A 14,957-nucleotide genomic window follows, 5' to 3' on the forward strand; every position below is an offset into this window, starting at 1 on the left:
ACAACAAATCGGACCTCTCCGAGGTCCTTTCTCGCTTGTCTAGTACAAGCTATCCATATTAAGGCTGTAACTTAAGTTTATATTTCTAATGCGTAACCCCTGCCGAGATGAGTGGTTAGTCAGTAGTGGTGAACCACCTTCCGTCGGCATTCAGGAGCACTTTATGCTTACTTTCCTCTTTTGGCATCAGCAGAATGCAATCTTCTTTGCGTGAGGTGGTATAGGAGTGGCGCGTATCCCAACGATCTCTTCCATTAAGGTGCATGCGCCAGATGCCCCAGTAGCCGAAGTACCCACCCGAGGCAAAAATCCGTACTGCTTTGGTGGTCGAAAAGTGCTCTATATATACAGGGGTGTACTGTGATAGACTGTAGACCTTTTTATAACATAAAAATCGGACGATAAGCTTCTCACCATCGTAGCTGGTGGAGAGGGGGCGAAGGAAGATAGGGATGATGGCAAATAGCAATAGTACTGTAGCCGTCACTTGATGCCATAGCCCCCCTTCGCAGTACAGGGCAATGACCGCAATGGTAATCACGATCAATACTAGCGTGGTCATGATAATGGTGAAGCGATCCCATTTGTTTTTGTAGTGCTTTATCGGCTTCATACAGTCTTGTATTTTTTGTGAATAGTTCTTTTGAGTTTATCTTTTATTTGGTGTAAATATAACAAATGTTTGCGATATAGTCCACACTAGTGAGGGGCTATTGCACGAAGTTCCGCATTAGAAAAGGTCTTACTGTTTGGTTTTTTCTGAGTGTCTTTGGGGTAAGTACCTCTGCCGAGGTCCTTAGTAGAGGGCGATTATTTTTTGGGGGGGCTAATCGGACAAGTCAGACAAGTCGGAGGTAGTGGTCGGGCGAAAAGTTTAGTTGCAACTAAGCGTTTGCTTAGTTGCAACTCGTCATTTGCTTAGTTGCAACTCGCCGATCGCTTAGTTGCAACTCAGTTTTCGCTTTTATATGGTGCTGTATATCAGTTTGTTATAAATGGGTTTTTTGGACCATTGCTTTAGGTTCATGCAGGCATTTTGTTGGTGCGTTTATTCTATTCACAACTATCAAATGCTTTTTCTTCTTCTGTATCGTTTGTGTTATGATTTGGTGACGGTGCTTGAGATTGGGTATAATTTGGTAGTTTTGTATCTGTTTAATTATTTAAGAGATGACTATATTTATATTGAGTTATGAGAATTAATAAAGGTGCGTTTGTGCAGGTGCAGTATCGCTTGCTAGATAGGGAGGGTTCATTGATTGAGGAGACGACTAAGGAGCAGCCTATGGAGTTTATCTATGGTATGGGGCTTTTGCTTCCTGCTTTTGAGGCAGAGCTCTCTGGCATGGAGCCAGGTGACCAATTTGACTTCCATCTATCCCCTGAGAATGCTTATGGTGAGGTGCGGGACGATTTGTTGCTGGAGCTAGATAAGGCAGTCTTCCACATTGATGGTAAGTTTGATGAGGATATGGTGTACGAGGGGGCTCGTGTGCCTATGAATACTGCCGATGGTCAAGTGGTTCACGGATTAGTGACCCATGTGGGTGAGGATAAGGTGCAGATGGACTTTAATCACGACTTGGCTGGTGAGGAGCTCCACTTCATCGGTGAGGTGACCGATGTACATGAGCCAACACAGGAGGAGTATGATCGCTTCTTTGGGCATCAAGGGTGCTCTGGTTGCTCGGGCTGTGGTGAGCACCATCATGAGCATGGAGAGGGTGGTTGTTGTCATCATTGAGAGCTAATGCTGGGGGAGGGCTGAGTAGAGGTCTGTAGCTATGAGCATGATTGATGAGCGGGTGGTGCAACGCATCATAGAGCGTGCCGATATTGTGGATGTTGTGGGGGATTACCTTACACTACACCGCAAGGGCAAAGACTATGTGGCTCTCTGCCCCTTTCATGATGATAGCAGTCCTTCGCTTCAGATCTCTTCCTCTAAGAATATCTGTAAGTGCTTTGCCTGTGGGGAGGGGGGGACTCCGGTCTCCTTCATCATGAAGTATGAGCATCTGACCTTTCCCGAGGCCATTAAGTTCTTAGGCCGAAAGTATGGCATTGAGGTGGTGGAGCGGGAGCTGACTCCCGAGCAGATGGCTCGTAAGACGGAGCGTGAAAAGCTACTCAATGCCAATGCTTTTGCCAGAGATGAATTTGTGAATGCGATGCTCCAAGGGGCGGAGGGACGCCGGATTGGGCTCAGCTACTTCAGGGAGCGTGGACTGACGGACGAGACGATCAAGGAGTTTCAGCTCGGCTACTCGCCTAGCGAATGGACCTATCTGGTGGATAGGGCAAAGGAGAGTGGGGTGGAGCTGGAGGTGCTGGAGTCGCTTGGGCTGGTGATGAAGACTAAAAAGGGGGATTACATTGACCGCTATCGGGAGCGGGTGATCTTCCCTATTCACAGCACCAGTGGCAATGTGGTGGGCTTTGGTGGGCGTATCCTGAAGAAGGTAGAGAATGTAGGGAAGTACATTAATAGCTCCGCCTCGGAGCTTTACGATAAGAGTAATGAGCTCTACGGTCTCTTCTTTGCCAAGAAGTATATCTCGAGCAGTGATAAGTGTATTGTACTAGAGGGCTATATGGATGTGCTCTCTATGTACCAAAGGGGGGTGCGTAATGTGGTGGCGAGCTCGGGCACGGCACTGACGCACGCTCAGGTGGCGCATATCAAGCGTTTGACTTCCAATGTGACACTCCTTTTCGATGCCGATGGTGCAGGAATCAAGGCGGCTCTCCGTGGGCTAGATATCTGCCTAGAGGCTGGACTGGGTGTGAAGGTGCTTCTTCTACCCGATGGAGAGGACCCCGACTCTTTTTCCCAAAGCCATACCTTGGAGGATATTGAGGCCTACTTTCAGGAGCATGAGGAGGATGGGATCGCCTTTAAGGGGGAGCGACTAGCGGCGGAATATGGTACCGACCCACAGGGAAAGGTGGCGATCATCGAGGAGCTAGCACAGACGATTGCTTATATCGAGGCACGTATTACGCGTGAGCTCTATATAGGGGTGGTAGCGGAAAAGTGGGAGGTGACCAGTGAGGCACTAGCGGAGCGGGTGAAGAAGATCCGTGATGAGCGAATCTTTAACCGTACTCGGCAGGAGCGAAGTAGCTATCAGATGCCTCAGGAGGGGCCTACATCAGGTTTTACTAACCTCTCTACCAAGGCTATTTCTGGGCAGGTCAACCCAAAGGTGGCATCGGCTAGGGTAAAGGATCCCTTGCCTCCATACGAGCTCACCCTTTTGCAGGATATTATTGATTATGGTATGGTGTCTATCCCTGGCTTTGTGAATAATGAGGAGGGAGGAGGGCAGGAGATAACAGGTCTGCAATTAATACATAATGCTACGCTCGACCTTAGGGAGTGGGATGGTGTGTGCGGTCTGAGCGACCACTTTGTGCAGATATTGGATGGGCTGTTGGATGCAGTGTCTCAGGCTGAGGCGGATGGTAGTGAGGCGGATCTTACTAGATTGTTGCTGGGCTCGGAGGATGATACCATCAGAGAGCATGCCGATAGGTATCTTCTGGATAAGTACACGCTCAGCCCTCGCAATGATAAGTTTGTGAAGGAGATGGAGGAGCCTGAGGAACTAGGAAAGCTGCTGATGCGGGATGTGCTTTCGCTGAAGCTACACAAGATAGAGGAGCAGGTGCAAGGGGTGCTTAAGAAAATAAAGGAACTGGACTCTAAGAATGTGGAGGATTATAAAAAGCTATACCAAGAATTGGCACAGCTGACGGAGTACAAGAGTAATGCTAGTCAATTGCTAGGGGATCGGGTGATTACCCCATCGCTCTTGCTGAAGAAGTAGATAGAAGAAACAAGTGTATTGCAAGTATATTGGGTATGTGTAAAAACGTAGTAGAAGTAAAGGATGTAGTCAAGGACTACGACAAACACCGTGCACTCGACCACGTAAGTATGTCGGTGCCAGAGGGCAAGGTGTATGGTCTGCTGGGCCCTAATGGGGCAGGAAAGACCACCTTGATTCGTATCCTCAATAGGATTACCGCCCCAGATAGTGGGGAGGTGCTCTTTGATGGGCATCCGTTTGTGGAGAAGGACTTGGAGCGGATCGGTTATCTCCCTGAGGAGCGTGGCCTGTACCGTAAGATGAAGGTGGGGGAGCAGGCAATCTATTTGGCTCAGTTGAAGGGATTGAAGCGGGCTGAGGCGAAGCGAATCCTAGAGGAGTGGTTTGAGCGCTTTGATATCCTACCTTGGTGGGGAAAGAAGGTGGAGGAGCTATCGAAGGGAATGGCACAGAAGGTGCAGTTTATCTGCACGGTGATGCACGAGCCTCGTCTACTGATTTTTGATGAGCCTTTTAGTGGTTTTGACCCGATCAATGCGGAGATCCTGAAGAATGAGATGTTACGGCTGAAGCGGATGGGGCATACTATTATCTTCTCTACTCACAATATGCAGAGTGTGGAGGAGCTGTGCGATAATATCTCTCTGATTAATCGTAGCCATGTGGTATTGGAGGGAGATGTACAGGAGATCAAGCAGCAGTACAAGGGCAATGCCTATCGCTTCCTTTTCCAAGATGGCGTGGAGATGCCGGAGAATGTGGCGGAGCGGTATGTAGTGGTGTCGAAGGAGACGGACCAGTATGGTCGTACTGAGTTGATCCTTGAGAATAGCCATAAGCTCGCTTCACGTGAGATTATTTCTGAGTGGAATGCTCGGGGCGAGGTGATTAGTTTTGAAGAGATTATCCCCAATATGCATGAGATATTCCTCGATGTGGTGGGGAAGACGGGTCAGGTGAATGGCTATGAAGAGAGCCAAGCGGAGCGTAGTCTAACTAAGGAAGGAGGTGCAGAATGAATAAGTTTTGGATTGTCTTGCAGCGGGAGTATAATGTGAAGGTGAGGAAGAAGTCTTTTATCTTGCTCACGATCTTTACGCCGTTTATCTTTTTGCTGCTGATCTTTATCCCGATGTACCTCGGTATGAATGCCAAGGACACTTCGGAGAAGGAGGTGATGGTGATTGACCACACGGGTAAGTATCTGGAGTATCTACAAAAGGGGGAGAGTAGGGATGGCTTTAAGTTTGTCGCTAGTGATACCGATATTGCTGAGGCACGGAAGAAGAGTGAGGAGAGTGCTTATGCCTACCTTTTGATTACTGAGGATCTGCTGAAGAATCCAAAGGGGGTCACGATCTTTAGCCACTCGTCGATACCTCCTACGCTACAGGAGTACATCTCGGATCAGCTACAGCCTGCTCTGAGGAAGGAGAAGATAGCTAGCTATAATATCCCTGACCTTGAGAAGATCATTGATGATACGAAGGTATCGCTCTCTATCTCGGAGATACAGTGGAGTAAGGAGGGTGATGAAAAGGCGAGCTCTTCGGACTTTGCGATGGTGGTGGGGCAGATCTTTAATATGCTACTCTTCTTCTTCGTACTGGCCTATGGGTCTATGGTGATGGCGAGTGTGCAGGAGGAGAAGAAGAATAGGATTGTGGAGATTATTGCCTCTTCGGTGAAACCAACGGTGCTATTATTTGCTAAGATAGTGGCAGTGGCACTTGTGGGACTGACGCAGTTGGGGATTTGGGCACTGCTCTTTATCCTAGGATTTGTGGTGCTACAGGCGGTCTTCCTCAGTAATGTGACGCTGGATATGAGTCAGCTAACCGATAATGCACTATCTGCTGGTGCCGATCCTGAGATGATTCAGGATATCATGGCACCGTTGGCCAACTTTAATTTCACGGGGATGATCCTGGCCTTTTTCTTCTTCTTTATCTGTGCTTACTTCTCCTTTGCAGCGATCTATGCGGCGATGGGAGCTGCCTTTGATAGCGATGAGGATATCAGTCAGATGAGTTTGCCGATTACGCTACTCTTTATGTTTGCCTTTTATGCGGCCTTCTATTCTGCTGAGAATCCTAATGGACCACTAGCGGTGTGGTGCTCTTTTATCCCGTTTGTGGCACCGAATGTGATGATGGTGCGGCTACCGTTTGACCCGCCTACGTGGCAAATCGTCCTCTCAATGGTGATGATGGTGGCAACGACGGTCTTCTTTGTTTGGGCTGCGGCGAAGGTCTTTAGAGTAGGACTGCTGATGTATGGCAAGAAGCCAAAGCTGAAGGAGCTGATCAAGTGGATTAGCTACAAGTAAGCTTGGAGCTAACTTATCAGAATAAGTGCCAGCTTCCTAAGGGGAGTTGGCACTTATTCTATTCATATCTTGAAATTCTCAGTATCTTTAATTAGAGGCAGAGAGGCGGATAGCTATCCTATTGTCCTTGATAAAGCATAACTGCCTCTGAACATCCTCTTCACTCCAGTGGTTCCAATTATCGCCATCCACCTCTGTGAAAGTATTGAAGTGGCTATTTTCGTCATTGTAGAATGCTCCATCATACTCACAAGGTATAAGCTCCTTGCCTCTATAGTCTATAGCACCCCATTTCCCTTCGTGCCTTACGATAAATCCGCTTAGTGAGCTATGGGTTATAAGAAATTCATAGATGCAGGGGATGATCTCCTTTCCTCTGCTATCTATAGCTCCCCAATAACCATCAGTAGAGTAATCTTGATATCCCTTTGTACTATGGAAGCAGGTACCGCTATTAACGATAGTTACACATCGTGCTTCAGGCGTGTTATTAGGGAACATACAACCATAGATTTTGGAGACTTGTCTTCCTTTCGTATCAATAATCATTGCAGGCCCAAATGCTACACTTGGTTGGCGTAAACGATTGGCTTCATCGAGGTTAAACTTGACACAGGCCAAATCATCATCAAAGCCAAAGTCACCAAAATCACTAGCAAAATCATACTGGTAAGGGATGACAAGGTCAATGGTCGTATTAACATAACCCCACTTGCCACTAAGTCCTGACTCGCAGACTGCTGCCAAGCCATTGGGGGCAAATTGCCTTGCTACTGAAAACCGTTTCTGGGATACTTTGTGTCCGAAGCGGTCAGTATAGTAGTAGGCATCATTATGGTTATTGTGTATGTCCCTCCAAGCATACGGGTAGTTTCTATCCCTTTTAGACTGAGTGGCACAGGAGGCAAGTAATATGGCCACTATGGTTATAATGGCCAATAACAATTTCTTCATTGCCTTAATGTGAGCTGGTTAATTTCGAATGCTATTACCTTCTATTACTACCCAACAAGTTCTGAGTGAAGTGTCAAATAAGGGCTAGGTCTTTGCAACCTAGCCCTTACTTTAGTTGTTGATGTGCGGTGGATTACTCCTTTGCACGGCTTACGTAGGAGCCTTCGCGAGTATCTACGATGATCTTCTCACCATTATCGATGAAGAGAGGTACACGGATCTCAGCACCTGTCTCGAGGGTAGCTGGCTTCAGTGCGTTGGTAGCGGTATCGCCCTTGATACCAGGCTCAGTGTAGGTGACCTCTAGGGTAACGTGGCTAGGGAGCTCGCAAGTGAGTACCTCCTCTTTATCGGCATGCACCATCGCCTCTACCATATCACCCTCTTTGAGGAATTGCACACCCTCGATGCGCTCCTCTGGGATATGAATCTGGTCGAAGGTCTCAGGGTGCATAAAGATAAGACCCATGTCATCTTTGTATAGGTACTGGTAGGGACGTCTCTCAATCCTAATCTCATCTACCTTCACGCCAGAAGACCAGGTTTTGTCTAGGATTCTTCCAGTGGCGATATTACGAAGCTTTGTTCTTACGAATGCAGGTCCTTTGCCTGGCTTTACGTGTAGAAACTCTACGATTACGAATGGGGTGCCATCGATATCTAGGCACATTCCATTTCTAAAGTCTGCTGTACTTGCCATTACTTTTCTTCTTTATTCTTATCAGTTATTTGCTTATTACTCTCTATTATTCCCCTCCAAACTCCATCAGATAGGCTTTGATGAAAGGAGAGATTTTACCGTCCATTACCCCATCCACGTCGGAGGTCTGGTAATTGGTACGGTGGTCTTTGACACGGCGGTCATCAAATACGTAGCTACGAATCTGTGAGCCCCACTCAATCTTTTTCTTGCTTCCTTCGATCGCCTCTTTTGCTTTGTTGCGTCGCTGTAGCTCCTTATCGTAGAGCTGGCTTCTGAGGAGTCGCTTAGCATTCTCTCTATTATCGAGTTGGCTTCGGGTCTCGGTATTCTCAATCAGAATCTCCTCGGTCACTCCCGTGTCGGGGTCGGTGTACATATAGCGCAGTCGCACACCGGTCTCTACCTTATTGACGTTTTGACCTCCGGCTCCACCAGAACGGAAGGTCTCCCAGGTTACAAGTGCGGGATTAATCTCCACCTCAATAGAATCATCTACTAGGGGTACTACAAAGACCGAGGCAAAGGAGGTCATTCGCTTTCCCTGAGCATTGTATGGCGATACGCGCACAAGGCGGTGCACACCATTTTCGCTCTTAAGGAAACCGTAGGCGAGGTCACCCTCTACCTGAAGTGTCGCGGTCTTGATGCCCGCATCATCGCCATCTTGCCAGTTGGTTATGGTCACCTTGTAGCCTTGGTCCTCGCACCAGCGCATATACATACGTGCCAGCATCGATGCCCAGTCTTGGCTCTCAGTGCCGCCGGCTCCCGAATTGATCTTAAGGACAGCTCCCATGCGGTCCTCCTCGTTGCGGAGCATATTGCGTAGCTCCACATCCTCCAGCTTTTCTATTGCTTTGGCATAAAGCTGGTCAATCTCTTCCTCGGAGACCAGATCTTCCTTGATGTATTCAAATGCTAATGCTAGTTCGGTAGCTAGGTTGTCTACCTCATTGTAGTCTTTAATCCAGTGCTTCAGCCCCTGCACCACCTTCATCTGTGCCTGTGCTTTATCGGGGTCATCCCAAAAGTGTGGATCCTGGGTGCGGAGCTCCTCCTCCTTTAGTTGGGTCTCTTTCGCATCAATGTCAAAGATACCCCCTCAGCGCATCTCGGCGCTCCAATACACTCTGTAATTGGTCTGCTGTGATCATTAAGTTTACTCTTAATAATTATAGTGAAACATATCTGAAGGCAACATTACCTTAGAATTAACATCGCAAAATTACCAATTTTATCGCTAAATCAGTGACCCTTCCCCTATTGCTACAAAATATACGTGTCCATTGGTCGGCAAAGTCAATATAAATGGGTAATTTTGTAGAGTGTGGAAGGGGAATACAGCAGAGATATCATTTTTAATAAATAAATACTATGGCTACTAAAAACGTATTGAGTCACAAGGCAGCTGATAACCTAAGAGTTTTGGCACTGTCTATGGTCGAAAAAGCAAAGTCGGGACACCCAGGTGGGGCTCTCGGTGGGGCGGATTTTACACAAATACTCTTCTCGGAGTATATGGAGTATGACCCCGACTGTCCTGAATGGATTGCTCGCGACCGCTTCTTTTTGGATCCTGGGCACATGAGTCCGATGCTCTACGGGGTACTAGCGATGACTGGTCGATATACCATGGAGGAGCTACAGGGCTTCCGTCAGTGGGGCAGTCCTACTCCTGGTCACCCAGAGCTTGATGTGGCTCGTGGCGTGGAGAATACCTCAGGCCCTCTCGGGCTAGGGCATACCATGGCAGTCGGTGCCGCCATTGCCGCTAAAAAGATGGCTGCTCGCTTCGGTGAGGATTTGATGCGTCAGCGGATCTTTGCCTTTATCTCCGATGGTGGAATCCAAGAGGAGGTATCACAAGGAGCAGGTAGAATTGCAGGACACCTTGGGCTTGATAATCTAGTGATGTTTTACGATGCCAATGATGTGCAGCTCTCTACCAAAGTCTCTGAGGTGATGAGTGAGGACGTAGGTATGAAGTACCGTGCGTGGGGCTGGGAAGTGCTAGAGATTGATGGCAACGACCACGACCAGATTCGCCAGGCTCTTGATAAGGCACTAGCTGTGAAAGGCAAGCCAACCCTAATCATCGGGCATACCGTGATGGGCAAGGGAATGCTTTCGCCAGATGGAGAGTGCTTTGAGGGCTTAGTTAAAACGCACGGACAACCTCTTTCTGCAGCCGGTGGTGGCGTAGCCGAGACTATAAAGAACCTTGGAGGCAATCCAGAGCATCCATTCGTGATATTTGACGAGGTACAGAAGCTATACGATGAGCGAAAGGAGACGCTTAGAGCTCACGCTCAGAAGTGGTATAAGCAGTATGACGAGTGGGCGAAAGCTCACCACGAAGATGCAAAGGAGCTACAGCGTTGGCTTGATCTTGATACCAGTCATCTTGATTGGAAGAGTATAGAGCAGAAGCCAAATGCAGCTACCCGAAATGCCTCTGCTACCGTATTGGGTTTCCTAGCTAAGAACCTCCCCAATATGATCGTTTCAAGTGCCGACCTTTCTAATTCCGATAAGACCGATGGCTTCCTCAAGGAGACCAAGGCACTCACTCGGGACGACTTCTCGGGAAGCTTCCTTCAGCCAGGTGTTTCGGAGTTGACAATGGCGACTATCTGTATAGGGATTGCCCTACATGGTGGCTTCCATGCAGCTTGCGGTACCTTCTTTGTCTTCTCCGATTATATGAAGCCTGCCGTACGTATCGCAGCACTTATGGAGGTGCCAGTTCGCTTTGTTTGGACGCACGATGCCTTTAGAGTAGGTGAGGACGGACCTACCCACGAGCCAGTAGAGCAAGAGGCTCAGATCCGACTGATGGAGAAGCTCCACAATCATAGCGGTAAGCCCTCTACGATGGTGCTTCGTCCCGCCGATGTCTACGAGACGACCGTAAGCTGGCAGATGGCGATGGATAATAAGTCAACGCCTACCGCACTAATCCTCTCTAGACAAAATGTAGATGACCTGCCAGGTAATAATTATCAGCACAGTCAGAGAATATTGAAGGGCGGTTATCTAGTTACAGAGCAACCTAATGCCGAGGTGGTGCTGGTAGCTACTGGTTCTGAGGTTTCTACCCTTGTGGCGGGTGCTAAGCTGCTAGCCGAGGAGGGTATCCACTGCAATATCGCCTCCATCACAAGTGAGGCAATCTTCCGTCAGCAGTCCAAGGAGTATCAGGCGAGCGTGCTACCCGAGGGACTTCCTCGCTTCGGTCTCACTGCTGGTTTGCCCGTCAATCTTGAGGGGCTGATACCACACGGCACAGGTGCTATTTGGGGATTGGAGAGCTTTGGTTTCTCTGCTCCTTACAAGGTGCTCGACGAAAAGCTAGGCTTCACCGCCGAGAATGTACGTACACAAGTAAAGCAACTTTTAGGAAAATAAATATCAACAATGACTATAAATAAAGTAGGACTAGCTAGCGACCACGCTGGCTTTGAGATCAAAGAGGTAGTTAAGAATTTCCTCGATGAGTGGCTTGGAGAGTCCGAGATCTATGACTTCGGCACCTATAGTGAAGAGCGTGTCGACTATCCCGACTTCGCTCATAAGCTGGGTAATGCTATTGATAGTGGCGAAGTGGAGTGGGGTGTGATTGTCTGTGGCTCCGGTAATGGAATTGCCATGGCAGCCAATAAGCACCCCCATGTACGTGCGGGACTTGCATGGAATACAGAGCAAGCCGAGCTAACCCGTCTGCACAATAATGCCAATGTGCTGAGTATCCCAGGGCGATTTGTGACGCCCGATGAGGCGAGAGCCATCACCCGAACCTTCTTTGAAACTGAGTTTGAAGGTGGGCGGCATACGGCACGAGTGGCGAAGATACCGCTTCAAGATTAACTTCTAACACCATAAGTAAAGCCATGTAATTCTTTGATTATATGGCTTTGCTTTTCTATTCAAATAGATATGCAAAGAATGATTATATTTCCCGATTTCACCCAACGCGATCCCGACCATCTTGCAGAGCAGATTCGCAAGGAAGCAGAAGTATTTAGGTCGGAGATCAGCGGCATCAAGGCGTGTGAGGAGGAGCCAACCTTTGAGAATACCATTCTCGCTCTTGAGCAGTCGGGAGAGGACTTTAGCAAGGCTACTTCTCTCTTTTTTAATCTCCTCAGTTGCGATGCCGATGATCGTATGATGGAGCTTTCACAGGAGCTGATGCCCCTTCTTACCGAAGTGAGCAACGAGGTAGGTATGGACCAAGTATTGGCCGAGCGGGTCAAGGTGGTGCACGACCAGCAGCTGCCTCAACTCCAAGAGATTGATCAGCGACTTACCCAGCGCAGCTACGAAGGGTACGAGCGTAGCGGTGCCTACCTCCCAGAAGCAACCAGAGAGCAGCTCAAGGAGCTTCGGAAGGAGCTGAGTATGGCCACCCTTACCTTTGGGCAAAACCTACTCAAGGAACAAAATGCCTTTACCCTTCACGTTACTGATGAGGAGCCGATAAAACGACTCCCCACCTCCGCTTTGGAAGCGGCCAAAAAGTTAGCCACTGAGCATGGCAAGGAAGGATGGCTATTCGACCTTAGTATGCCCTCCTATAGTGCTGTACTTAAGTACTGCGACGACCGCGCTATCCGTGAGCAGATGTATCGAGGCCGTGCCACACTTTGTATGGATACTAGTAAGCCCACATGCAATAAGCAGCAGGTTTACAAGATCGCCACACTTCGTTATCAGATAGCCCAGCTACTCGGCTACAAGAGCTTTGCCGACTACCGATTGAGTTCCAAGATGGCTAAAACGCCCGAGAAGGTCTATGCGATGCTGGACGAATTAAGAGAGGCCTACGCACCTTTAGCCCAAAAGGAATTGAAAGAGGTGACCAAAGGTCATTCGGACTGCCAGCCATGGGATTGGGCCTACCTGGCAGAGAAGTATCGGCAAAAGGAGCTACACTACGATGAGGAAGAGACCCGCCCCTACTTTGAGCTCAATAGCGTGGTAAGGGCCATGTTTGACCTCGCTTCCGACCTCTATGAGCTGACGATTGAGGAAGAGACCGATCACACCCAGTTCCCTCCTTATCGCCCCGAAGTAAAGGTTTATAAAGTTTCCTCTCACGGCAATTTAGTTGGAATGCTCCTCTGCGACTTCTTCCCACGCAAGGGGAAACGCTCGGGGGCTTGGATGACCAATTATATTGAGGCCTATCAAGGGGTACGCCCTGTGGTGAGCCTAGTGATGAACTTCACCCCCGCCACAGAGAGCCAGCCTTCACTCCTAACGCACGATGAAGTGACCACCCTTTTCCACGAGTTTGGACACGGGCTGCACGGGCTACTCACGCAAGTGCCTTATGCCTCTCTTAGCGGAACCAATGTGGTCCACGACTTTGTGGAACTCCCTTCGCACTTCAATGAGAATTGGGCGCGCCAACCCGACTTCCTCCGCTCTTTTGCTAAGCATTATCTCACAGGCGAACCGATTACCGAGGAGTTGATAGAGGCGATCCATCGCAATACCCTTTTCTTAGAGGGCTACGCCTGTATCCGTCAGCTTGGATTTGGCTACCTCGATATGCTGTGGCACGCCCATAATCCTGCCGATCTTCCACAAGATCTGGAGGAACTAGAGCAAGAGGCGTACAAAGAGGTAACCCTACTGCCCCATATCGCAGGCACCAGTGTCAGCACCGCTTTCTCCCACATCTTTGATGGCGGCTACGCTGCTGGCTACTACGGGTATAAGTGGGCGGAGATACTAGAGGCCGATGCCTTTGAGGAGTTTCTAAAGAATGGGCTCAAAGACCATACCACCTCAATGCGATTTAAGCGTGAGATCTTAGAGCGAGGTGATGCCGAAGAGCCAGAGGTGCTTTATCAAAACTTCAAAGGTCGTCAGCCCTCTATTGAGGCACTGAAGAGAAGATCAGGATTAATTAAATAGCAAGAGTTACCGCAATGAGAAATCAAAATAGAGTGGCCCAATTATTGGGAATTGAGTACCCTATTATTCAGGGTGGAATGGCGTGGACCAGTGGGTACAAGTTGGCAGCAGCAGTAAGCCAAGAGGGCGGACTGGGAGTGCTGGCTGGTGGTACCTTTTACCCCGAGGAGCTACGCGAAGAGATCCGCCATACCCGTAAGCTTACCGACAAGCCCTTTGCCGTCAATATTCCCCTTGTGATGAAAACGGTAGAGGAGTCCATGCAAGTGATTATTGAGGAGCGAGTGCCCATTGTGATTACCTCCGCTGGCAATCCTGCTACCTGGACCGCTCGCCTCAAGGAGGAGGGAATAACCGTGCTACACGTGGTGAGCAGTAGCAAGTTCGCACAAAAAGCAGAGGCCGCTGGGGTTGATGCTGTGATTGCCGAAGGGTTCGAAGCTGGTGGGCATAACGGACGAGAAGAGACTACCACCCTTTGTCTTATTCCCGCTGTTCGCGAAGTGATCCATGTGCCACTTATAGCAGCCGGAGGAATCGCTTCGGGTGCAGCCATAGTCGCTTGTATGGCTCTCGGAGCCGAGGGTGTGCAGATCGGTACCGCCTTTGCTCTTACCGAGGAGAGTGCCTGCCACCAAGCCTTCAAGGAGCATTGTCTTGCCCTAGGCGAAGGGGATACCAAGTTGATGCTGAAAAAGTTGGTGCCTACCCGTTTGGCTAAAGGCGGATTTATGGATCAAGTGGCCGAAGCTGAGGCAAAAGGTGCTACCAAAGAGGAGCTAGCCACTCTGCTAGGCAAAGGAAGAGCCAAGATAGGTATGTCCGAGGGCGATCTCCAAGAGGGAGAGCTAGAAATTGGCCAAATTGCCTCCACCATCAATACTTTACGCCCAGTGCGTGAGGTGATGGACCAACTTGTCCACGATGCTAAAGCGATCCTCCGCGACCTCTCTAAAGTCACCCTGTAATCACACCTAATATTCATTCAAAAGCGCCCCTTTAGGTTTTGCCTATAGGGGTGCTTTTGGTATTGAGAATGCACCTCTTATGTTATTCTCTTGAGAATGTTGCACGAAGTGCCATTCTCGCACATTTGCTTCAAATGTGCTGAGACTTTGCACGAAGGATGAGATGCAAGGCGCTGAGGATGAGGCCGAAGGGAGCGTACTCACGTACGTGACCTAGGCCGAATTCCGAAAGCAACGCCGCA

At 49.0% G+C, this 14,957-nt stretch carries 12 protein-coding genes; 8 read left to right on the forward strand and 4 right to left on the reverse strand.

Translation table 11 applies throughout. The features are described 5' to 3' along the window. Nucleotides 1-115: 115 nt before the first annotated feature. On the reverse strand, nucleotides 116-613 hold the full coding sequence (locus A3GK_RS0109130) for a hypothetical protein (protein ID WP_018029149.1): 498 nt from the start codon (nucleotides 611-613) through the stop codon (nucleotides 116-118). A 579-nt stretch (nucleotides 614-1,192) separates the two neighbouring features. Between A3GK_RS0109130 and A3GK_RS0109135 the strand changes: the two genes are divergently transcribed. The 4 genes from A3GK_RS0109135 to A3GK_RS0109150 are packed head-to-tail and all read left to right on the forward strand — an operon-like array spanning nucleotide 1,193 to nucleotide 6,165. After that, nucleotides 1,193-1,744, forward strand: a complete 552-nt coding sequence (locus A3GK_RS0109135) for an FKBP-type peptidyl-prolyl cis-trans isomerase (protein WP_018029150.1) — start codon at nucleotides 1,193-1,195, stop codon at nucleotides 1,742-1,744. A gap of 40 nt (nucleotides 1,745-1,784) precedes the next feature. Beyond that, complete coding sequence (gene dnaG, locus A3GK_RS0109140; RefSeq protein WP_244860744.1) at nucleotides 1,785-3,833, forward strand: DNA primase; 2,049 nt, start codon at nucleotides 1,785-1,787, stop codon at nucleotides 3,831-3,833. A gap of 35 nt (nucleotides 3,834-3,868) precedes the next feature. After that, nucleotides 3,869-4,855 (forward strand): ABC transporter ATP-binding protein, encoded by a 987-nt coding sequence (locus A3GK_RS0109145; RefSeq protein WP_018029152.1) that lies wholly within the window; start codon nucleotides 3,869-3,871, stop codon nucleotides 4,853-4,855. Beyond that, nucleotides 4,852-6,165 carry an ABC transporter permease gene (locus A3GK_RS0109150; RefSeq protein WP_018029153.1) on the forward strand — a complete coding sequence of 438 codons (1,314 nt, stop codon included), beginning with the start codon at nucleotides 4,852-4,854 and terminating at the stop codon, nucleotides 6,163-6,165. The genes A3GK_RS0109145 and A3GK_RS0109150 overlap by 4 nt, the downstream gene beginning before the upstream one ends. 87 nt (nucleotides 6,166-6,252) lie before the next feature. Here the strand turns inward: A3GK_RS0109150 and A3GK_RS11105 are convergent, their stop codons facing one another. The 3 genes from A3GK_RS11105 to prfB form a co-directional block, all read right to left on the reverse strand. Next, the gene (locus A3GK_RS11105; protein WP_018029154.1) at nucleotides 6,253-7,119 is read right to left on the reverse strand and encodes a WG repeat-containing protein; all 867 of its coding nucleotides are present in this window, start codon (nucleotides 7,117-7,119) and stop codon (nucleotides 6,253-6,255) included. A gap of 133 nt (nucleotides 7,120-7,252) precedes the next feature. Continuing rightward, nucleotides 7,253-7,819, reverse strand: a complete 567-nt coding sequence (gene efp / locus A3GK_RS0109160) for an elongation factor P (RefSeq protein ID WP_018029155.1) — start codon at nucleotides 7,817-7,819, stop codon at nucleotides 7,253-7,255. Between the two features lie 46 nt (nucleotides 7,820-7,865). Beyond that, a protein-coding gene (gene prfB, locus A3GK_RS0109165) for a peptide chain release factor 2 (protein ID WP_155799499.1) occupies nucleotides 7,866-8,976 on the reverse strand; the annotation gives its coding sequence in 2 pieces (ribosomal slippage) (nucleotides 7,866-8,912 and nucleotides 8,914-8,976; 1,110 coding nt in all). Between the two features lie 220 nt (nucleotides 8,977-9,196). Between prfB and A3GK_RS0109170 the strand changes: the two genes are divergently transcribed. The 4 genes from A3GK_RS0109170 to A3GK_RS0109185 all read left to right on the forward strand — a co-directional run bounded on the left by A3GK_RS0109170 (nucleotide 9,197) and on the right by A3GK_RS0109185 (nucleotide 14,715). Then, nucleotides 9,197-11,230, forward strand: coding sequence for a transketolase family protein (locus A3GK_RS0109170; RefSeq protein WP_018029157.1), 2,034 nt, complete (start codon nucleotides 9,197-9,199; stop codon nucleotides 11,228-11,230). Nucleotides 11,231-11,239: 9 nt separating this feature from the next. Beyond that, entirely contained in the window at nucleotides 11,240-11,689 is a 450-nt protein-coding gene (gene rpiB / locus A3GK_RS0109175) for a ribose 5-phosphate isomerase B (RefSeq protein WP_018029158.1), read from the forward strand. Between the two features lie 69 nt (nucleotides 11,690-11,758). Beyond that, nucleotides 11,759-13,747 (forward strand): M3 family metallopeptidase, encoded by a 1,989-nt coding sequence (locus A3GK_RS0109180; protein ID WP_155799500.1) that lies wholly within the window; start codon nucleotides 11,759-11,761, stop codon nucleotides 13,745-13,747. A gap of 14 nt (nucleotides 13,748-13,761) precedes the next feature. Continuing rightward, nucleotides 13,762-14,715 carry an NAD(P)H-dependent flavin oxidoreductase gene (locus A3GK_RS0109185; RefSeq protein WP_018029160.1) on the forward strand — a complete coding sequence of 318 codons (954 nt, stop codon included), beginning with the start codon at nucleotides 13,762-13,764 and terminating at the stop codon, nucleotides 14,713-14,715. Nucleotides 14,716-14,957: the final 242 nt, after the last annotated feature.

This window comes from Porphyromonas somerae DSM 23386, assembly GCF_000372405.1.
In the GTDB taxonomy this organism is placed as follows: domain Bacteria; phylum Bacteroidota; class Bacteroidia; order Bacteroidales; family Porphyromonadaceae; genus Porphyromonas_A; species Porphyromonas_A somerae.

What these genes read in the sequence shown, in the direction of transcription:
- A3GK_RS0109135 (WP_018029150.1), top strand. Translation starts at nt 1,193, where the DNA reads ATGAGAATTAATAAAGGTGCGTTTGTGCAGGTGCAGTATCGCTTGCTA.
- A3GK_RS0109170 (WP_018029157.1), top strand. Translation starts at nt 9,197, where the DNA reads ATGGCTACTAAAAACGTATTGAGTCACAAGGCAGCTGATAACCTAAGA.
- A3GK_RS0109145 (WP_018029152.1), top strand. Translation starts at nt 3,869, where the DNA reads ATGTGTAAAAACGTAGTAGAAGTAAAGGATGTAGTCAAGGACTACGAC.
- rpiB (WP_018029158.1), top strand. Translation starts at nt 11,240, where the DNA reads ATGACTATAAATAAAGTAGGACTAGCTAGCGACCACGCTGGCTTTGAG.
- A3GK_RS0109185 (WP_018029160.1), top strand. Translation starts at nt 13,762, where the DNA reads ATGAGAAATCAAAATAGAGTGGCCCAATTATTGGGAATTGAGTACCCT.
- A3GK_RS0109130 (WP_018029149.1), bottom strand. Translation starts at nt 613, where the DNA reads ATGAAGCCGATAAAGCACTACAAAAACAAATGGGATCGCTTCACCATT.
- A3GK_RS11105 (WP_018029154.1), bottom strand. Translation starts at nt 7,119, where the DNA reads ATGAAGAAATTGTTATTGGCCATTATAACCATAGTGGCCATATTACTT.
- efp (WP_018029155.1), bottom strand. Translation starts at nt 7,819, where the DNA reads ATGGCAAGTACAGCAGACTTTAGAAATGGAATGTGCCTAGATATCGAT.
- A3GK_RS0109150 (WP_018029153.1), top strand. Translation starts at nt 4,852, where the DNA reads ATGAATAAGTTTTGGATTGTCTTGCAGCGGGAGTATAATGTGAAGGTG.
- dnaG (WP_244860744.1), top strand. Translation starts at nt 1,785, where the DNA reads ATGAGCATGATTGATGAGCGGGTGGTGCAACGCATCATAGAGCGTGCC.
- A3GK_RS0109180 (WP_155799500.1), top strand. Translation starts at nt 11,759, where the DNA reads ATGCAAAGAATGATTATATTTCCCGATTTCACCCAACGCGATCCCGAC.